Genomic DNA, 18,980 nt, shown 5'->3' with positions numbered 1-18,980 from the left:
CCGGATTTGAGTATATTCCTCATGTTCTGGGGTGTGCGGGAGTCGCCTGCTCGGTGGCCATCCGGTGGCCCGTCCGTGGTCAGGGCGTCACAGGACGGCGACCGGAGCGACGGGCGAGCCCGTCCCGCCGGGGACGTTCAGCGGCGACACGACGAGCATGAACGCGTAGCGGCCCGCCCCGGCACAGGCCTCGGACAGCGCTTCGAGGTCGAGGTTGTCCAGCAGCGGCACCCCCATCGCCGCGATCGCGAGCGTGTGGACGGGGGAGTGCACACCCTCGACCGGCGACGGCCGTACGTCGCTGTCCCCGTCCGCGCCGAGCAGGGCCACGGCCCGCTCGGCCAGCAGCGGCACGGCGTCCACGTGCCAGCCCGCGCTCGCGGCGTCGCTGTCCCACGGGCCCGTCTCCCGGCTCCTGCGGAACCGGCCGGAGCGCAACAGCACCGCGTCCCCGTCCCCGATCGTCACCCCCAGCGCCCTCTCCGCGGCGAGGACGTCCCGCCCGTGCACCGCGTGCCCCGGCTCCAGCCAGTCGACCCCGAGGGCGGCGGGCAGATCGAGGAGCACGCCCCTGGTCACGAGGGGCCCGAGGGCCGCCACCGAGCCGAACCGGGCGCCCCCGGCACCGACGGCCTCGCGCGCCACCCGGCCGTCGTACAGTTGCCCCCGGTAGGCGATGTGTGACAGGGCGTCGAGGTGGCTCACGCCCTTGCCGTGGTAGTCCGCGCCCAGGAAGTCCTTGTACGTGGTCGGCTCGGGGGCCTCCACGTCACCGAGATCGGCCATGTAGTGCAGCGGGGGTTTCGGGTTGTCCGGCCCGGGCCGGGTGTCCCAGGGCCGGCCCAGGGGGACGACCGTCCCCGACCGGACCAGGGCGGCCGCCCCGGTCACGTGGGCCGCCGTCACCCCGTTCCAGGCGCCCCGGTCGGCCGCCGCCCAGCGGCCCCACGTACGCACCGAGGCGAAGAGCGCGTCGAACTCCGCGCGGGAGACGCAGGCGCCGGACCCGGGACCGGGACCGGCCGGCGGGGGCGCGGGGACACCATCGGGGTGGCTGCTCATACGTGGTCAGCGCTCCAAGGCTCGTACGGACGTCGCCGGGGCAGGCCGCCGGGTGCCCACGCACCCGCAGCCCCCGCTCCAGCATTCCCGCCCGCGCCCAGCACGCCGACGACGGCGCGCGGAGACCGCCGATTCCGCCCCGCGCAGGGGTGCGGGTACGGCGCACCCACCCCGGCCCCGGATGCCGCCGCGCCCCGGCGAACCCTCCCGGCGACGGCACTAGCCTGACGGGGTGACCAGCAACGATCTCGGGGACTTTCTGCGCGCGCACCGCGCCCGTCTGCGGCCCGACGACGTGGGCCTCGCCTCCTACGGCCGCCGCCGCGTGGCGGGACTGCGGCGGGACGAAGTCGCCGTCCTGGCCGGCATGAACGGCGACTACTACGCCCGCCTCGAACAGGGGCGCGAGCGCGGCCCGTCCCCGCAGGTCCTCGACGCGATCAGCCGCGCCCTGAGGATGGACGACGCGGCCCGGACCCACCTGCACCGGCTGGCGGCCGTACTCCCCGACGGCCGCCGCACGCGGCCGGACGAAACGGCGAGCGCGGAGCTCCGCCACCTGCTCGACGGCTACCCGCACACCCCGGCGTTCGTCCTGAACCCGGCGACCGACCTCCTCGCCTCCAACGCCGTGGCGGACGCGCTGTTCTCCCCGTTCGAAACGGCGGACAACCTGGCCCGCATGACCTTCCTCGACGTGACCGCGCGTACGTTCTTCGCCCGCTGGGACCGCGCCGCCGAGGCGGTGGCGGCCGGCCTGCGCGAGGCCACGGGCCTCGACCCGCACTACCCGCGCCTGCGCGAGGTCGTGTCCTCCCTCACCGCGGCGAGCGGGGAATTCGCGGCGCTCTGGTCCTCGCACACGGTCTACGGGAAGACCCGGGACGCCAAGGAAATCCACCACCCCGACGTCGGACCGCTGGACCTGAGCTACCAGTCCTTCGACGTCCGCGGAGCGCCCGGGCAGCAGCTCGTGATCTACCACGCCGCACCCGGAAGCCCCAGCGCCCGGGCGCTGTCCCTGCTCGCCGCGTGACCGGTGGTGTGCGGCCGGCTCCGCGAGGTGACGTCCGTCCCGTCCGGGTCGATCAGGGGCCCGGCCACCGGCGCCGTCGTGCGGCGACACCCGGGGAGACGTCCGCCGGCCGTCATGCCGGAGCCGTATTCCCTGCGTGTCGATCGCGCGATGGGTAGCCTGCCCCTTGTCGGACCGTGCGACCAGCCACTCACGTACGCGTTCACCAGCGGACGCGGCACAAGTATTGGACGTGGAACCCTTCATGACCACACCGCGGGACTTGTTGATCGTCGCCATGGACACCGTGTCCGATCGCCCGGCGGAGCAGGGGGACCTGTCGCTCGCGCTCGCCGGCGCCGAGGCGATCGACCTCCTCGGAGCCCGAACCGTCACCCTGGACGGCGACCTGATCGTGCCGGGTCACCAACCGGCACCCGCCGACCGGCTTCTGGAGGAGGCCGCCGCCTCGCTCCTGCGGGAGGCGCCCTATGAATCGGTCACCGACTGGCTGTGGAGGCGCGGCCGCGGGCTGTCCCTGGCCTATCAGGCCGAGCTGGAGGCCGAAGGGCTGCTCGTGCGGCAACGCCGCCGCGGGCTCACCCTCCGGGCCGGTCAGACGGTGCTCGTCGACTCGCCCGCCCGCCGCAGGGCCGCCGACCGCTGGGCGTCGGACGACCCCGTACTCGCCGCCCTCACCGAAGCCGTCGGCGTGCGGGGGCAACGGACCGCAGACTCACCGGACGTGACCGATGACGCGGTGGCGACCGTACTGGCCGCCGTCCACCACGCGGTGGTGGAACTCGCGGCCGAACGGCAACGACGCTCCGTCGACGAGGCGGCCTTCGACAACATCTGGCGCGGCGGCGTGTGACCGCCCCGGGGCGGCCGGCCACGATCGGCTCGTGCGGTCACGGCACTGGGCCCCCCGGGACCGGGAACGAGCGTGCCGTTCTACGGTGTTCCCCGTGACAGCCCTGAACACGAGCGTCGACGCGCTCCTCGCCGACGTGCCCGACCTGGTCCCCTACGCCCGCAAGGCCACCCTGCTCCGCCCGAAGGCGGGCCGGCCCGCACCCGCCGACAGCCACGTCGGCGGACCGCTGCTGTGGCCAGCCGACGAGGCCTGGCCCGTGTGCGAGGGACCGCACCAGGTCGAAGTACGCGAGAAGCTCTCCGACGAGGACCGGGAAACCTGGCAGCGCATCGACCGCGCCATGCGGGACCGGCGCGCCGGCAGGCCGAACGCCGCGTACGAACTCACCCACGAGGAAGCCGACGTCCAGGCCCGCATCATGGACGGCGCCGGCGCGCTCGACCTGAAGAGGTGGGAGCGGATCCGCCGGGTACCGGTCGCCGCGGTGCCCGGAGTACCGCTGGTCGCGGTCCTGCAACTGCGCGCGCAGGACGTGCCGACGATCGAATGGCCGGCGGGTACGGACCTGCTCCAGGTCCTGTGGTGCCCGAGGGAGCACTCCGGCCTGCCGGGCCAGTCGTACTACTGGGGGCCCGCCGTCCAACTGCGCCACCGCGCGGCGGACTCCGTCACCACCCGCGCGGAACCCCCGGAGCCGGTCGACGCGGTCGACTCGTACCTGCCCCGGCCCTGCGTCCTCGATCCGGTCGGGGTGACCGACCTCCCCGACGGTGACGAGATCCCGGAGGAACTCCTGGCCCGGGCCGAGGCCTGGGCGGAGAGCCGGGGCACCGAGTACCACCGCGGCGAACTCTCCTGCCGGGAGGGATGGAAGGCGGGAGGCTGGCCGAGCTGGCACCTGACGGACCTCGTCCCCCTCGACTGCCCGGCCTGCGGCGCACGGACCCGGCTGCTCCTCACGATGGACAGCGGCGACGACCCGGACCTGAGGGTCGGCCGCTTCGGCGAACTCCGCGTCTTCACCTGCCCCGCGGACCCCTCCCACCCGATCCGCCTGAACATCCAGTAGCCGGGCAGACAGGACTTCGACGGCACTCCCTAGGATCGTGTCATGGCCAACGACCTCGGTTTCTCCTGTTCACGCTGCGGCGACCACCACGCGGAACTGCCCACGAGCTACTCGACCATGGCCCCCGACGCATGGGAACCGGCCTTCGAGAGCGACCCGGGGAGCATGCTGTCGTCCGACCAGTGCGTCATCAAGGGCCGGCACTTCTTCGTCAGAGGGCTGATCGAGATACCCGTGATCGGCGGCGGCGACGTGTTCACCTGGGGCGTCTGGGTCTCCCTGAGCAAGGACAACTTCAGCCGGGCGCTCGAACTGTGGAACACGCCGGGCCGTGAAGCCGAGCAGCCGTACTTCGGGTGGCTGAGCACCGAGCTCGCGCTCTACACCCGACCGACCACCAACCTGAAGACGACCGCCCACACCCGGCCGGTCGGCCGGCGCCCCTCGATCGAACTGGAACCCACCGATCACCCGCTCGCCGTCGAACAGCGCACCGGCATCACGTGGGAACGCATGCGGGACATCGCCATGGCCGTGCTGCATCCGGCCTGACGACACCCGGCTACATGGCGGCGCGCAGCATGCCCGCCGTCCTGGCCATGGCCGCTTTCGTCGCCTCGTCGGTGGCGGTCCGTGCGGCTTCCTCCAGCAGGAGGGTCGCCGCCTGGAGGAGCCCGACGTGCACGGGTACGGTTTCCAGTCCCGTGAGCGCGGCCATGGCCTGATCGGTGGCGCTCTGCGGGATGAGGGTGCTGACGCCGCGTCCTACGCTGCGCTGGGACTGCGTTGGTGTGCTCACCCGGTGATTCTCGCGCTTCCGGAGCCCGAACCGGGCCCGATCGTGAGTGGTTTCACCGGCTCGGCCCGATCGGTGCCCGAGGTGCCCGGTCACCGGTCCGCCCGGAACGCGTACGACCCGGGCGGGCCGCCTCATGTCAGGCCGGATCGGGCCGGTCAGGCCGGGTCGGGTCGGGTCGGGTCATCGGAGAGGACGTTGCCGTCCTCGTCGAGCGCGAGGTGGATGCGGGTGGGGTCCTGGCTGTTGACGTCGGAAGGACGCGGGCCCTCGGGCCCGTCGGGGCCCCAGCGCAGCAGACGGCGGGTGCGGACGATCTGGTACACGGTGTCCTGGAATTCCAGCTGGTTCACGCGCCCGGCCCGGAGCGCGTCGGCGGCACCGGCGTACGCGGCCAGCTTCGCGGCCCGCACGTCGTCGGCGGCCCCGCTCGCGGCCGCACCGTCCGCCGCACCGCCCGCACCGCCCGTACCGCCGCCCGCCGTCCACGTACGGGCGTCGACGTGCGGATCGGACCCGTGGGAGATGAGGCCGCGCATGCGCGGCCACATCCAGGTCAGGGCGAAGTCCAGTGACTTGCGGGCGTCGTGCGCGGTCGCGTGCGGGCCGCTGACCGGGCTCCAGCCGCTCGCGGTCCGCTCCACGACCGTGAACGTCGCCGGCAGCAGCAGCACGTCGGGATGCGTGTCCAGGGCCCGCCGCGCGTCGGCGCGCACGTCCGCGGGGAACCGTTCCCCGGTGTAGCACAGATCGCGCAGCACCAGCTGCTCCAGCGCCTGGGCGGGGGTGACCGGTGCGTCCGGGTCGACGAGCAGGCCGTCGTCGATCCCCGGACCCCTGGAGGCACGCTCCCAGTCCGGAACGGGCGGCTCGGGATCCGTCGGGCGGGGCTGTTCGATGCCGCCCGGGCCCGCGCCCGCGTACTCCTCGGCACGGACGATCCGGTACCTGCTCCCGGCGACGTCGAGATCGTCCACCCGCTCGGTCTCCAGCCGGGCCACGGCTGCCAGCAACGCCCGCCGCTCCGACCTGTCCCGCGCATGGTCCTTCGCACGGAACCACAGCATCGAGTTCAGCCCGTCACGCGCCTGCTGCGGGCAGCCGGACGTCACCTCGACCACCACCCGCCACCGCGGCCCGTCCTCGGCACGCTGCTCCGCGACACCGAACAGGGGCCCGCGCACCACCAGATCGCCCGCACGGGCCGCGGCGTCGACCGCGTCGGCCTCCATCGCCGCCTCCACCGGTTCCACCGGCACCCGCACCCGCATCGGCCGTGATCCGCCCGGCCCCGCATTCCCATGGTCCATGCATCCCATCCTGTCGGCCACGGACGCGCCCCCGCTCCGGATTCGCCGATTCCGCCGGGCCTCCGCGCCCGCGTGCGACACATTCCGAACACCGGCGCGATCGCTCGAACGCGCTCCCGGGCGGGATGCCGTCAGGAGTCCTCTGCCGGGCGGCCTTCGCCCGCCATGAAGCGCCAGACCAGGGCGTGGCCGAGGACGATCAGGCAGATGAGCATGATGGCCTCGGCCTGGATGGGGCGCAGGCCGGTGTGGCGGCCGAGTTCGGGAAAGGCACCGACGACGGCGATGAGGGCGTAGAGCACGGTGGCGCCCGCCTGCTGCCAGACGAGGAAGCGGTTGCCGCTTCCCCGGGACAGCAGGCGGAGCGTGCACGCGCAGCCGATCAGGGCGAGGACGATGAACGCGCCCCGCCAGATCTGCGGCTGCTCGGTACCGCCGACCTGGGCGAAGAGCCCCATCAGGGCGGGCAGCAGGAACGACAGGTAGATCCCGCCGACGACGCGCCGCAGGGCGGGGTCGCGCATCCACTCGTGGTGGCTCTGGACGACGTTCCACCACAGCCCGACGAGGGTGAAGCAGGTGGCGGAGAACAGGGCGTAGAAGGTGCTGACATCCATGGGTGCCGAGGGTGGCAGCTGAAGGGCTTCCGGTGAGCCGTACACGCCCGGAAGGTGCCGACGCCCCGCCGGTACGGGCTAGGCCGTCTCTTCGTGTCCGAGCCCGCTGATAGCGTGCCGTTCCGGCCGAAACGATCACGAGAGGGCGGCCAGAGTGCGGGAAGTGACGGCACACGAGATCAGCGGACGGCGGATGGAGGAGGCGCTCGACGACATCCGTCGGCGGACCCGGCGGCGTTGGCAGCGGATGCGGTACGACGACCCGTCGCCGGAGAGGCTGGCGGAGATGTGCGACGAGCTCCTCGACCACGTCGCCGCCCGCACCCTGAAGGAACCCGAGCTCGACGAGACGACCCGCTCGGCCCTACGGACCGCGGCCGAATGCGCCCACGGGGTGCTGAGCATCGGCTGCTTCCCCGAAGGCGACCAGGAGGTCTCCTTCCCGCTCATCGGCGAGACGCTCGGCAGCGAGGACACCTCCTTCGCGAAAGCCGTCACGCAGGCCCCCACCGCCCGAACGTGGCTCGACACGTTCGAGACCGCCGTGGTCAGCGGCCTGGTGTGGGACTGGCAGCAGGTCGTCGGCCTGATGCTGCTGAACGACTACGCGCCGGCGGTCCGCGAGGGGATGCCGTACTCGCCGCTGGATTCCACGTCGGACCCGGCCGACCTCGCCGCGATGGACGCGCTGTGCGGCTACCTGACCCCGTCGACCGGGCACCAGCCCCGGCACTGGCCGACCGTGACGCTGCGCAAGCCGGACGCCGACGAACGGGCCGGAGCGGCCGGTCGCCTGGACGCGGCCGGCGCGCTGACCCCGGACCAGCGCCTCCTGCGCGTCCTCCTCGACGACGACCGGCACGCCTTCGAGGACGCCCTCGCGGCCCGGCTCGTCACCCACCGCGAGAGCGTCGGAGACGACCCCGCCCCGAGGACCCTGCTGCCCCTCGGCCCCCTCGCCCTGGCCGCCCTCTCGGTCCAGGCGCACGGTTGGGAGCCGGGCATCCGCTCGGGCTATCTGCCGCACGGCATCCTGGGCTCCCCGGAGGCGCTGCGGCGCACGGCGGATGCGGGCGGGAACGACCTGGGAGCCTGGGGCGCCAAGTAGCCGCGCCTGCGCCGCTGTTCCGCCCAGCTGTTCCGCCCAGCTGTTCCGCCCCGCCGTTACGCCTCGAACGGAACCGCGGGGCCGTGTTCCGGGTCAGTTCGGCGTGCCGGCGCGTTCCGTCTGCAGGGTGCGCAGGAGGTCGAAGGCTGGCCGGTCCACGGGCCGTTGGGTGTTGGCGAGCGCGACGACGGCGCAGCGCGTCTCCGGGTCGAAGGCCACGAAGGAGGAGAAGCCCCCGGTGCCCCCGTTGTGCCAGATCTGGAGGTGGGCGCCCTGCCGGGGGTGCAGCCGGTGGGCCGTCCAGCCCAGGTGCACCTGCGCGAAGGGGCTCGTACGGTGCGGGTCGGCATGGCTCACCCGGATCGCCTCGGTCAACTCGACCGGGCCGCCGTCGAGTTGGGCTCGGACGAAGGCTGCCATGTCGGCGGCGGTCGACCACAGGCCGCCCGCCCCGGCCAGGTCCGCCAGGTGCCACGGCCGCGCCGGGCGCCCACGCCGCCCGTGCCCCCGGGCCGACCGGTCCGCGCGTACGCCGTCCACCGCCACGAGGGTGTCGGCCATGCCCAGGGGGGCGCACACCTCCCGGGTGACCAGGCTCTCGTAGTCCGTGCCCGCCCGGCGGGCGAGGGCCAGCCCGAGCAGGCCGGCACCGAGGTTGGAGTAGCGGAACCGCTGCCCGGGAGCGGCGCCCAGACGGGTGCGGGCCAGCCCGGCCAGGAGTACGTCGGCCGTGCAGTCGGCGTACGGATCCGGCTTCGAGGGGCGGAGCAGCGCCTGGAGCAACATGCCGCGGGGCAGGCGGGGCAGGCCGGAGGTGTGGGTGGCCAGGTGCCGCAGGGAGATCTGCCGGCCGCCCCGCGACGGCACGGCCACCCCGTCGGGCAGGAGATCGCGCAGCGGCTCGTCCAGCTCGACCTCGCCGCGTACGGCCATGCGTGCCAGGGTCAGGGCCGTGAGCGACTTGGTCACCGAACCGATCTCGAACAGGGTGTCCGGACCGGGCGAGCGGCCGTGGTCGCCGCCGGTGCCGCCGGCACCCCTGATCTCCGTACGGTCACCGGCCAGGGCGGCCACGACCGCCCCGACGCGGTGTTCGGCCAGCCGGTCGGCGGTCCGCTGGGCGAGGGTGCCTAGTTCTTGAGCCATGACCGAAATCATGACGGCGCCGACCGGCCAACCCGTGCGCCCAGATGATGATTTCGGGCGGGGCGCGCTGCGACCTGAGCGGTACGGCGGGCCCCACCGGGGACGGTTGCTCGCGCTAGTGTTCGGGGGTGAGCTTCTACGTCGTCATGGGATTCGGGGCCGCCGGAGCGGCCACTGCCCGACTGCTCCTGGAGCAGGGGCATTCGGTGCGCGTCGTCACGAGAACGGGCCGTCCCCCGGAGCCCGGCATCGAGCACGTCGCCTTCGACGCGACGGACAGTGCTCGGCTGACCGAGGCCGCGCGGGGCGCGGCGGCCCTGTTCAACTGTGCGGCTCCGCCGTACCACCGCTGGGTGGCGGAGCTGCCGGCGCTCGCGTCGTCGGCCTGTGCGGCGGCGGAGGCGACCGGGGCGGTCCTGGTGATGCTGGGCAACCTCTACGGCTACGGCCCGGTGGACGTCCCGATGACGGAGGCGCTGCCGCTCGCGGCCAGCGGCCCCAAGGGAGCGGTGCGCGCCGCCGCATGGGAGGAAGCGCGGAAACTCCACGAACAGGGCCGCATCCGCGCCGTCGAGGTACGGGCCTCGGACTTCTTCGGCCCCGGCGTCACCGACGGCGGCCACCTCGCCGCACGCGTCCTGCCGCCCCTGCTGCGCGGCAAGCCCGTCTCCACGCTCGGGGACCCCGACGCCCCGCACAGCTGGACCTACCTCCCCGACGTGGCCCGGGCCCTGGCCGAAGTGGCCGGCCAGGAGCGCGCCTGGGGCCGGGCCTGGCACGTCCCCACCGAACCAGCCCGGTCCGTACGGCAGATGACCGACCGCCTCGCCGCCGAAGCGGGCACCGCACCGGTCGCGGTACGCACGGTCCCCGCTCCCGTACTCGCCCTCGGCTCCCTCTTCTCCCCGCTGCTGCGCGAACTGAAGGAGATCCGCTACCAGTTCACCCGGCTCTTCGTCGTCGACGCGAGCGCCTACGAAGCCGGGTTCACCGTCCGCGCCACCCCGCTCGACCAGCAGGTCAAGGCCACCGTGGACTGGTGGCGGGAGCGACTGAACATCACCGGGTGAACGCCGTGCGTAACGGCAAGGCCCCCACGACCCAAGATGTCTCTTTGGTAACTTTTAATTTATTTTGCGGTTTTACCAATCCCTTGCCCGGATTGCTACGAATCATTGGTACCACTGCCTTGTGGAATACACGCACGAGTAGGTGAGTTCCGTGAGAGCTTCCATCCGGATCCGGCACCTCGCCGCCGGTGTCGCCGCGACGGGTCTGCTCGCCGGAGGCGCCGCCTTCGGCGCCGCGGGCAGCGCGTCGGCCGCTCCCGCCCCGACGTCGGCGACGGTGAGCTCGCCGGTCGCCGACGACCGTGACCGGCAGGACCGCGGGGACGGCCGGCGGGACAGGCATCAGGACAGGCAGCAGGACGGGCAGGACAGGCGCTATCGCTCCGACAGGCAGGACAAGAACGACCGGCGTGATCGGGACGACAAGCGGGACCGCCACGACCGCTGCAACTGGGTGAAGGGCCACTCGGGCAAGACGTGGGTGAAGGGCCACTACGAGAAGAAGTGGCACTCCGGGAAGTGGCACCCCGGCTACTACGACCACCACGGCCGCTGGCACCCCGGCTGGAAGAGCCCGGGCGGCTGGGAGAAACACTGGGTGCCGGGCCACTACAAGACCTACTGGGTGCAGGGGCACTGGAACTGCCACAGCAAGTGGTGAACGGACAAGAGACCTGCTGCGGGGGCCGGAACACGTGGCGAGCCCCCGCCGCCGGCTCCCGGAACGGTGTGGCGGCAACCGCTCACTCGGGTACAAGACCCGACGGTAGCCAGCCCGCGAGTAGACCCGCAGCACCGTTCTGGGCCTCCGGCCGGGGAACCCGGCCGGCCCCCGTTCCCGGCCCTACTCGGTCGCGATGCCCGTGATGACGGGATCGCCCAGCCGGGCCCCGTCCGCGTCCAGCCCGGCGCGCCCCAGCGCCGCCGTGGCCAGGTCGCGCGCCTTCCCCTCGGCCGTACGCGTGTCCGGCGCCTCGACCTCCAGGTGCAGGGCGAAGGCGGGCGAGTCCGGGTAGAGCTTCAGGATGTGCAGGTCCTCCTCCAGGCCGACGTCCGTGGTGCGGGGGTCGGCCGGACGGAGGGCGCGGAGCAGCTCGGAGCGGGCGTCCGGCGTGAGCTCGGTCAACAGGGTCCCGGGAACGGTGACGACGTAGAGGGTCATGCGGGACCGGATGCCCACCGCCGCGCAAAGAATGCCCCCGCAGACCGCCCGGCCCCACGGACGGCGCCCAGAAGTGACCCGACTGGCGGCCCCGGGAGGGTGCCCGGCCCGCCGGCCGAGGCGCGCCGACCGTGGTGATTGTCACGTCCCCGACGGACAAATGGGGACGTTCGGACGATGGGGGAGCGGCGCTCGCCCCCTAGCCTGGACTGGCAACGCGAGTCCAGGGGGGCCGAGCGCAAGGGAAGAACGCATCCATGGGCACCACCACCTCCGGAAGCCGCCGTCGGGCCGGTATCACCGTGACGGCAGCCGTCCTGGGCCTGCTGGCCGCGGCCGGCGCACCGGCCCTCGCCGACGGCAGCGGCACCCCGGGCAAGGCTCCCGCCGCGCCCGGTTCCGGTCCCGTACCGGCGCAGCCGCACGCGCCGCAGGCGGCGCCCGTGAAGATGCCGGCCGGGATATCCCGGGTCGCCCAGGGCGCGGGCCACGACATCGCGATCACCATCGACGACGGCCCCGACCCCCGCTGGACCCCGCAGGTGCTGGAGGTGCTCAAGGAGAACGACGTCAAGGCCACCTTCTGCATGATCGGCACCAAGGCCCAGGCGCACCCGGACCTGGTCCGTCAGGTCGCCGCCGCCGGGCACCGGCTGTGCGACCACTCCGTCGACCACGACGTCACGATGGACCACAAGCCCGTCGCCTACCAGAGCGCGCAGATCCTCGACGGCAAGAAGATGATCGAGAAGGCGGCCCCGGGGGTCTCCGTCGACTACTACCGGGCGCCGGGCGGCGCCTTCACCCCGGAGAGCCGGGCGATCGCGGCCGCGAACGGCATGCGGCCCCTGGGCTGGAGCGTCGACCCCCAGGACTGGAGCCGTCCCGGCCTGGACGCCATCGTCTCGGCCGTGGAGAAGGCCCTGCCCAACCAGCCCACCGTGCTCTTCCACGACGGGGGCGGAGACCGCAGCGAGACCGTCGCCGCCCTGAAGCAGTACCTCCCCTGGCTCTCCGCCCGGGGATACAGCTTCACCTTCCCGGTCAGTACCGCGCCCTGACCGTCCGCCGGGTCAGGACGGCCGGCACGCGTGGAACCGGTTGGAGCGGACGCCGTCGAACGATGCCGGGAGCCGGGAAACGCCCTGGTCGGGACGGACGGTCAAGCTCTTCCCCCGGTAGCCGGCGCCGCTGTACACGGTGACGCACCTCTTGGTGCTGTTCCACACCGACGCGCCACCGTTGAACCCGACGTACGCGGTCGTCTCCGGGTACCGGGCCATGTCCTGCGACACGAGGCTCACCACCCCCGTGTAGCCGGGATCCGTCCAGCCGCACACCCAGCCGGCGCTGCAGCGCTCGGACGGGGCGGAGACGCTGCCGGTACCGGCCCCGGCCGTGGGTGAGACGAGGAGGCTCAGCGCGAGCCACGCCGCCGCGAGGGCGCCGGTCGCACCCGTCCGCGCACCGGAGCGCCGACGGCGGCCGGGACGGCCGGCGACGGCTTCGTCGGGCAGTGTCACGGGGATCACCGTCGCTCTCCGGCGTACGCCGGACCCGTGGGGATCGCGGCCGGGCGGGGCTTCCATCGCACCTCGCACCGGCCTTGATCGCACCCCGAGCACGTTCCGGTCCCCGCGCGGAGCACGATCGCTGAGGGGGGACGGGGACAGGGCCCGCCCGGCGCCGTGAGCGCCGGGCGGGCCCTGTCGGGGTGCGTCGTGCGTCCGGTCAGTCCGTGCCGGACTCCATCGCGGCGCGGTCCAGCACTTCCTCGTCGGCCGAGACTTCGCCGCGCGAGGCGATCGCCTCGGCGCCGCCCTCCTGGAGGCTGCCGATCAGCCCGGTCGCGGCGGCCTGGGCGGCGCCGATCGCGGGGTTCTCGGAGCCGATCAGGCCGAGCACGGCGTACTGCTCCAGCTTGGCCCGCGAATCGGCGATGTCGAGGTTGCGCATGGTGAGCTGGCCGATCCGGTCCACCGGGCCGAACGCCGAGTCCTCGGTGCGCTCCATGGACAGCTTGTCCGGGTGGTAGCTGAACGCGGGGCCCGTGGTGTCGAGGATCGAGTAGTCCTCACCGCGCCGCAGCCGCAGCGTGACCTCGCCGGTCACGGCCGCGCCGACCCAGCGCTGCAGCGACTCGCGCACCATGAGCGCCTGCGGGTCCAGCCAGCGGCCCTCGTACATCAGGCGGCCGAGGCGCCGGCCCTCGTTGTAGTACTGGGCGAGGGTGTCCTCGTTGTGGATCGCGTTGACGAGACGCTCGTACGCGGCGTGCAGGAGGGCCATGCCGGGCGCCTCGTAGATGCCGCGGCTCTTGGCCTCGATGATCCGGTTCTCGATCTGGTCCGACATGCCCATGCCGTGCCGGCCGCCGATGGCGTTCGCTTCCATCACCAGGTCGACGGGGGAGCCGAACGACTTGCCGTTGATCGTCACGGGGCGGCCCTGGCTGAAGCCGATCGTCACGTCCTCGGTGTCGATGTCGACCGACGGGTCCCAGAACCGCACGCCCATGATCGGCTCGACGGTCTCCACGCCGGTGTCCAGGTGCTCGAGGGTCTTGGCCTCGTGCGTGGCGCCCCAGATGTTCGCGTCCGTGGAGTACGCCTTCTCCGCGCTGTCACGGTACGGCAGGTCGTGGGCGAGCAGCCACTCCGACATCTCCTTGCGGCCGCCGAGCTCGGTCACGAAGTCCGCGTCGAGCCAGGGCTTGTAGATGCGCAGGTGCGGGTTGGCGAGGAGGCCGTAGCGGTAGAACCGCTCGATGTCGTTGCCCTTGAAGGTCGAGCCGTCGCCCCAGATCTGCACGTCGTCCTCGAGCATCGCCCGGACGAGGAGCGTGCCCGTGACGGCGCGGCCGAGCGGCGTGGTGTTGAAGTACGAACGCCCGCCCGAGCGGATGTGGAACGCCCCGCACGTCAGCGCGGCCAGGCCTTCTTCCACCAGGGCCGCCCGGCAGTCGACCAGGCGCGCGACCTCGGCGCCGTAGGTCTTCGCACGGCCGGGCACCGAGGCGATGTCGGGCTCGTCGTACTGGCCGATGTCGGCGGTGTAGGTGCACGGGATGGCGCCCTTGTCGCGCATCCAAGCGACCGCGACGGAGGTGTCGAGGCCGCCGGAGAAGGCGATGCCGACGCGCTCGCCGGCGGGAAGGGAGGTGAGAACCTTAGACATGGGAAGAGTATGCGCCCTCATGCATGGTCATGCAAAACCAAATCTCGGAAAACCTGTGCCGACCGTTGTCGGAGGCTCTGTCGGAAGGGTCGGCGGACGGGCCCGGGCGGGCCCGGGCGCCGGCCGTCAGCTCCCTCAGAACCCCGGGATCAGGGGTCGGCCCGTACCGGCACCCGACGGCCGACACCGGCAGGGGACGGTTTCCGCCATGTTCGTCATTCTCCGCACGCCGCCGGGTGCGCTCAGTAGCGTGATCTCCCGGAATCGAAACCGCATGTGAGGGAGCTGGAGCCCATGGCGAATGTGGAAGTGTCCTTGAAGGAGACGATGACCTCGATCGAGGGCGCGTTGGGGGCGGCTCTGGTGGACTACACCAGCGGCATGGCGCTAGGCACCCTGGGCGGTGGCAAGGACCTCGACCTGATGGTCGCCGCCGCGGGCAACACGGACGTGATCCGGGCGAAGGTGCGCACGCTGGAGATGCTGGGCCTGCAGGACGAGATCGAGGACCTGCTGATCACGCTGGGCAGCCAGTACCACCTGCTGCGGCTGCTCAAGGGGCGCGGCAGCAACGGACTGTTCCTCTACGTCGTGCTGGACAAGGGGAACTCCAACCTGGCCATGGCCCGGCACCAGCTGAAGCGCATCGAATCCGCCCTGGAGCTCTAGCGGCAGCCTTCCCGGGCCCACGCATGCCGTCGAGTTGAAGGGTTCTTCAACTCGACACATCTGAAACCGGTCAACCTCAGACATGCGTGGGCCCGTGGAACGGGAAGATGGGTTCCGACAGGTGTCCGATCGGAACCCCGGAACGGCGAGCACCGTTCCCCGCACACGACAGGAGCATGCGTGGGAATGCAGGTACCCCTGTACCAGGCGAAGGCCGAGTTCTTCCGCATGCTCGGACACCCCGTCCGCATCCGCGTGCTGGAGCTGCTGCAGAACGGCCCCGTCCCCGTGCGGGAACTCCTCGCGGAGATCGACGTCGAGGCCTCGAACCTCTCCCAGCAGCTGGCCGTCCTGCGCCGTTCGGGCATCGTCATCTCCATACGGGACGGCGCCACCGTCAGCTACGCCCTGGCGGGCGGTGACGTGGCCGACCTGTTGCGCGCGGCCCGCCGCATCCTGACCGAGCTCCTCGCCGGCCAGAGCGAACTCCTGGAAGAACTCCGGCAAGTGGAGCCCAGCCCCAGCCCCAGCCCCGGCCGCACGGGCAGGACCTGAGCGGGCAGGACCTGACCGGGGAGGTGCGGACCGCGCGCCGGTGCGCTTGACGGTGGTGTCACGCTCGGGTGAAGCGACCGCTCGGTTCGCCCCGGAGCCGGCCCGCGGGCAGCAGGCGGCCGAAGGCGACCAACAGGAGGTCCTGGGCAGCGCCGTACACGGGGGAGCCGTCGCCGTACGTCCAGTCCAGGTCGTCGGCGCACAGTCGCACTCCCGCGAGGTCGACCCCGAAGAACTTCAGGCCGCGGGGACGGATCTCGCCGAGCAGGATCCGCAGCCGGTCCTCGGGGACGCGTCGGTCGAGGCCGAGGGCGACCGAGACGTCCAGTCCGTGCACCACGTCGTGCCCGAGTGCGGCGGCGAGCCCGCCGACGGGCGGTTTCCACGGGTGGTGCGCGTTCTCCCGGAGGAACGCCGAGAGCCGGGCGGTGGAGTGGGCGGCCGCGTCCCGGCGGGCGACCCGGTCGGTCATGCGGTGCAGACTGCCCTTCGCCCTGAGCAGTTCGCCGATCGTCGCCGGAAGGGACAGCCGGAAGCCCATCGACATGTGCGCCGCGACCTCACGCACGCGCCACCCTGTGCAGAGGCTCGGCTCGTTCCACTGCTCGGCCCGCAAGCCGTCGAACAGGTCGGCCAGCTCCTCGCGTTCCGCCGCGATCGCGGCGCTGATGCCGGCCCCACTCCTCTTGCGGTTCGTCGTGTTCTCCATGTCCGCAAGCGTGCGGGGTCCCCCTCCACAACTCCAATAGCAGCCGGTGCTGCGACCTAGCATTGCCGGTTATGGAACTTCGGCAGCTCCACTACTTCGTCACCGTCGTCGAAGACGGTGGCTTCACGCGCGCCGCGGCGCGACTGCACCTGTCCCAGCCGGGACTGAGCGCGCAGATCCGCCGGCTGGAAAGGGAGTTGGGCCAGCCCCTGCTGGACCGGTCCGGCCGGGCGGTCACACCGACCGAGGTGGGCCGGGCCGTGCTGCCGTACGCGCGAGCCGCACTGGCAGCCGTGGACGCGGTGCGGCAGACGGTGGACGAGTACACCGGACTGCTGCGCGGCCGGGTCACGCTCGGGCTGGTCTCCGGTGCCACCGGCCACGCCTTCGACGTGGCCTCGTTCCTGGCGGACTTCCACGACGCCCACCCCGCGGTGGAGATATCGCTCGTCGAGGACACCTCGGAGCGGATGCAGGCCGCCCTCATGGCGGGCGAGCTCGACCTCGCCCTCCTCGGGCCGACCGAGGAGACACCGCCCCCCGGAGTCTCCTACCGGACGGTGATCGACGAGCCGCTGGCCGTCGCCGTCGCCCCCGCCAGCCGGCTCCTCGCCCGGGCCGGCCGCACCGGCGTCCCGCTGGCCGAGCTGCGGGACCAGCCCCTGATCAGCCTGCCGCGCGGCACGGGAGTCCGCGCGGTGCTCGAACGGGCCTGTGCGCAGGCCGGATTCCGGCCGCAGGTGGCCTTCGAGGCGGCGGCGCCCCACGTACTCGCCCAGCTCGCCGCGCGGGGCCTGGGCGTCGCGGTGCTGCCGGCCGGCGACGGGCTGCCGGCCCCCGGAGGAGGCCTGCGGACGCTGCCGATCGTGGAACCCGAACTGCGCTGCCGGGTCGTCCTCGCCTGCCGGGCCGCCGGCCCGGCGAGCCCCGCGGCCCGCGCCCTCCTCGGCCTCCTGCGCGAGGCCCTGCCGAAGGCCCCCGGGAGGCCGTGACCGCCTGGCCGCGCCGCCTGCCCGGCCCCCCTTGCACGGGGGAGCGGTCCGGTGCGTTACCGGGGGCATCGAGGGGCCGCCCGGCCGCCTGGCGCCCGCACCGGGGCCGCGTTTCACTGGAAGGTGCCGCACACGCGCGCCCGCGCGGGCACGTCTTCGCCGGGAGGGGGACCGGTCCGCCCCGGGCGCATGCCGGGAGGTCCCGTGAACACGCACACACCGCCCCGCTTCGACCCCACCCGCGTACCCCACCTGCTGGGTTCGTTCGCGCCGGTGACCGAAGAGGTCGACGCCGCCGACCTGGAGGTCACGGGCGAGCTGCCGACCGCCTTGGACGGCCTGTACCTGCGCAACGGGCCGAATCCGCGCTTCACGCCGATCGGCTCGTACCTCTACCCCATCGACGGCGACGGCATGCTGCACGGCGTCTGGCTCTCGGAGGGCCGCGCCCGCTACCGCAACCGGTTCGTACGCACGCCCGCGCTGGAGGCCGAGGAACGGGCCGGCCGCGCCCTGTGGGGCGGCCTCCAATCGCTGATCATGCCCGAGGCGGACCAGGTCGGACCGGAGCTCGCCGGAACCTTCAGGGACCTCCCCGACATCAACGTCGTACGGCACGCCGGCCGCATGCTGGCCCTCGCCGAATCGGCCTGCCCCTTCCGGGTGGACGCCGGCCTCGGCACCGTCGGCCGCGAGACCTTCGGCGGGGCCCTGCCCGCCGGCATCACGGCCCACCCCAAGATCGACCCGGCCACCGGCGAGATGATCGTCTTCTGCTACGGCCTGACGCCGCCCTATCTGACCTGGTCCGTCATCGGCCGTGACGGCTCGGTCACCCGCGGGCCCACCCTGGTCGACGGGGTGGACGAACCGATGATGATCCACGACATGGCCCTCACCGACCGCTACGCCGTCCTCGTCCTCGCCCCCGCCTTCTTCGACCTGGACGCGGCCATGGCGGGCGGCTCCTTCCTGGCCTGGCGGCCCGAGCGGGGCACCCGCGTGGCGCTGATCCCGCGGGACGGCGGCCCGGTGCGCTGGGCCACCGACGAGGCCTTCTGGCTGTGGCACACCGTCAACGCCCACGACGACGGCCCGGGCGCGGACGCCGCGGTGACCCTCGACTACGTGCAGTGGAGCCGGCTGACCGTAGGCGGCAGCCCCGAGGACACGGGAGGGCCGGTACGCGGCGGTCTCGTCCGGGCGCGCATCGATCCGGTCGCCGGCAGCATGACCCGCACGATGCTGGACGACTCCCGCGTGGAGTTCCCCCGGATCGACGACCGCCGCATCGGGCGCCCCCACCGGTACGCCGCGCTGGCGACGGGCACGGGCCGGACCGACCTGCTGACCGGCGAGTACGACGCGGTGCGCTGGTACGACACCCGGACCGGCACCTCCTGCGTCTGGCCGGCCGGGAACCTCTCCGTCGGAGAACCCGTCTTCGCGCCCGAGCCGGGCCACGACTCCGACGAACGCGGCTACTGGCTGACCTTCGCCACCGACCGCACCGACGGGTCGAGCTGGTTCCTGGTCATCCCCGCCGAGGACCCCGCCTCCGGGCCGGTCGCCCGCGCCCGCATCCCCGTCCGCGTCCCCCTCGGACTGCACGGCTGCTGGCTCCCGACGGAGGAGTGACCCCCACC

At 72.9% G+C, this 18,980-nt stretch carries 21 protein-coding genes; 12 read left to right on the top strand and 9 right to left on the bottom strand.

Annotation, left to right across the window (positions count from 1 at the left end; translation table 11 throughout):
- Positions 1-87 precede the first annotated feature (87 nt).
- Positions 88-1,062: a cyclase family protein gene (locus tag AC07B0_RS12770; RefSeq protein WP_356872993.1), complete on the bottom strand. Its 975-nt coding sequence runs from the start codon at positions 1,060-1,062 to the stop codon at positions 88-90.
- A gap of 232 nt (positions 1,063-1,294) precedes the next feature.
- On the opposite strand from AC07B0_RS12770, the gene AC07B0_RS12765 reads away from it, so the two are divergent.
- The 4 genes from AC07B0_RS12765 (at position 1,295) to AC07B0_RS12750 (ending at position 4,575) form a co-directional block, all read left to right on the top strand.
- Positions 1,295-2,098 (top strand): helix-turn-helix transcriptional regulator, encoded by an 804-nt coding sequence (locus AC07B0_RS12765; RefSeq protein WP_469379744.1) that lies wholly within the window; start codon positions 1,295-1,297, stop codon positions 2,096-2,098.
- A 244-nt stretch (positions 2,099-2,342) separates the two neighbouring features.
- Complete coding sequence (locus tag AC07B0_RS12760) at positions 2,343-2,951, top strand: GOLPH3/VPS74 family protein (RefSeq protein WP_356872989.1); 609 nt, start codon at positions 2,343-2,345, stop codon at positions 2,949-2,951.
- Between the two features lie 94 nt (positions 2,952-3,045).
- Positions 3,046-4,023 (top strand): hypothetical protein, encoded by a 978-nt coding sequence (locus AC07B0_RS12755; protein ID WP_469379746.1) that lies wholly within the window; start codon positions 3,046-3,048, stop codon positions 4,021-4,023.
- A 42-nt stretch (positions 4,024-4,065) separates the two neighbouring features.
- A complete protein-coding gene (locus AC07B0_RS12750; RefSeq protein WP_356872985.1) occupies positions 4,066-4,575 on the top strand; it encodes a DUF2199 domain-containing protein in 510 nt (169 codons plus the stop codon).
- Between the two features lie 10 nt (positions 4,576-4,585).
- Here AC07B0_RS12750 and AC07B0_RS12745 read toward each other — a convergent pair whose 3' ends face one another.
- From AC07B0_RS12745 to AC07B0_RS12735, 3 genes are all read right to left on the bottom strand, one after another.
- A complete protein-coding gene (locus AC07B0_RS12745) occupies positions 4,586-4,822 on the bottom strand; it encodes a hypothetical protein (protein ID WP_469379748.1) in 237 nt (78 codons plus the stop codon).
- 155 nt (positions 4,823-4,977) lie between these two features.
- Positions 4,978-6,129 carry a DUF5954 family protein gene (locus tag AC07B0_RS12740; protein WP_469379750.1) on the bottom strand — a complete coding sequence of 384 codons (1,152 nt, stop codon included), beginning with the start codon at positions 6,127-6,129 and terminating at the stop codon, positions 4,978-4,980.
- Between the two features lie 131 nt (positions 6,130-6,260).
- On the bottom strand, positions 6,261-6,746 hold the full coding sequence (locus AC07B0_RS12735; protein ID WP_469379752.1) for a hypothetical protein: 486 nt from the start codon (positions 6,744-6,746) through the stop codon (positions 6,261-6,263).
- A gap of 154 nt (positions 6,747-6,900) precedes the next feature.
- Between AC07B0_RS12735 and AC07B0_RS12730 the strand changes: the two genes are divergently transcribed.
- Positions 6,901-7,854: an immunity 49 family protein gene (locus tag AC07B0_RS12730; RefSeq protein WP_478897972.1), complete on the top strand. Its 954-nt coding sequence runs from the start codon at positions 6,901-6,903 to the stop codon at positions 7,852-7,854.
- Between the two features lie 93 nt (positions 7,855-7,947).
- Here AC07B0_RS12730 and AC07B0_RS12725 read toward each other — a convergent pair whose 3' ends face one another.
- Positions 7,948-9,000 (bottom strand): serine hydrolase domain-containing protein, encoded by a 1,053-nt coding sequence (locus AC07B0_RS12725; RefSeq protein ID WP_478897970.1) that lies wholly within the window; start codon positions 8,998-9,000, stop codon positions 7,948-7,950.
- A 128-nt stretch (positions 9,001-9,128) separates the two neighbouring features.
- Between AC07B0_RS12725 and AC07B0_RS12720 the strand changes: the two genes are divergently transcribed.
- Positions 9,129-10,070 (top strand): NAD-dependent epimerase/dehydratase family protein, encoded by a 942-nt coding sequence (locus AC07B0_RS12720; RefSeq protein ID WP_478897968.1) that lies wholly within the window; start codon positions 9,129-9,131, stop codon positions 10,068-10,070.
- A gap of 151 nt (positions 10,071-10,221) precedes the next feature.
- Positions 10,222-10,731 (top strand): hypothetical protein, encoded by a 510-nt coding sequence (locus AC07B0_RS12715; RefSeq protein ID WP_478897966.1) that lies wholly within the window; start codon positions 10,222-10,224, stop codon positions 10,729-10,731.
- A gap of 183 nt (positions 10,732-10,914) precedes the next feature.
- Here the strand turns inward: AC07B0_RS12715 and AC07B0_RS12710 are convergent, their stop codons facing one another.
- Positions 10,915-11,232, bottom strand: a complete 318-nt coding sequence (locus AC07B0_RS12710; RefSeq protein WP_469379762.1) for a hypothetical protein — start codon at positions 11,230-11,232, stop codon at positions 10,915-10,917.
- Between the two features lie 257 nt (positions 11,233-11,489).
- Here AC07B0_RS12710 and AC07B0_RS12705 point away from each other — a divergent pair, with 257 nt between their 5' ends.
- Positions 11,490-12,293: a polysaccharide deacetylase family protein gene (locus tag AC07B0_RS12705; RefSeq protein WP_478897964.1), complete on the top strand. Its 804-nt coding sequence runs from the start codon at positions 11,490-11,492 to the stop codon at positions 12,291-12,293.
- A gap of 12 nt (positions 12,294-12,305) precedes the next feature.
- On the opposite strand, the gene AC07B0_RS12700 is transcribed toward AC07B0_RS12705, so the two are convergent.
- Both AC07B0_RS12700 and argG read right to left on the bottom strand, forming a co-directional pair.
- A complete protein-coding gene (locus AC07B0_RS12700) occupies positions 12,306-12,755 on the bottom strand; it encodes a peptidase inhibitor family I36 protein (protein WP_478897962.1) in 450 nt (149 codons plus the stop codon).
- Positions 12,756-12,963: 208 nt separating this feature from the next.
- Positions 12,964-14,409: an argininosuccinate synthase gene (gene argG / locus AC07B0_RS12695; protein ID WP_356872963.1), complete on the bottom strand. Its 1,446-nt coding sequence runs from the start codon at positions 14,407-14,409 to the stop codon at positions 12,964-12,966.
- A 294-nt stretch (positions 14,410-14,703) separates the two neighbouring features.
- Between argG and AC07B0_RS12690 the strand changes: the two genes are divergently transcribed.
- Entirely contained in the window at positions 14,704-15,078 is a 375-nt protein-coding gene (locus tag AC07B0_RS12690) for a hypothetical protein (protein WP_356872961.1), read from the top strand.
- A gap of 186 nt (positions 15,079-15,264) precedes the next feature.
- Positions 15,265-15,633 carry an ArsR/SmtB family transcription factor gene (locus AC07B0_RS12685; RefSeq protein WP_478897960.1) on the top strand — a complete coding sequence of 123 codons (369 nt, stop codon included), beginning with the start codon at positions 15,265-15,267 and terminating at the stop codon, positions 15,631-15,633.
- A 58-nt stretch (positions 15,634-15,691) separates the two neighbouring features.
- Here AC07B0_RS12685 and AC07B0_RS12680 read toward each other — a convergent pair whose 3' ends face one another.
- Entirely contained in the window at positions 15,692-16,342 is a 651-nt protein-coding gene (locus tag AC07B0_RS12680; protein WP_478897958.1) for a maleylpyruvate isomerase family mycothiol-dependent enzyme, read from the bottom strand.
- A gap of 71 nt (positions 16,343-16,413) precedes the next feature.
- Between AC07B0_RS12680 and AC07B0_RS12675 the strand changes: the two genes are divergently transcribed.
- Entirely contained in the window at positions 16,414-17,334 is a 921-nt protein-coding gene (locus tag AC07B0_RS12675) for a LysR family transcriptional regulator (RefSeq protein ID WP_478897955.1), read from the top strand.
- A gap of 189 nt (positions 17,335-17,523) precedes the next feature.
- Complete coding sequence (locus tag AC07B0_RS12670; RefSeq protein WP_478897953.1) at positions 17,524-18,972, top strand: carotenoid oxygenase family protein; 1,449 nt, start codon at positions 17,524-17,526, stop codon at positions 18,970-18,972.
- Positions 18,973-18,980: the final 8 nt, after the last annotated feature.

The organism is Streptomyces sp. NPDC044704 (assembly GCF_056433525.1).
Note: the sequence above shows the minus strand (reverse complement) of the source record. Positions and strands in the feature narration are given on the sequence as shown.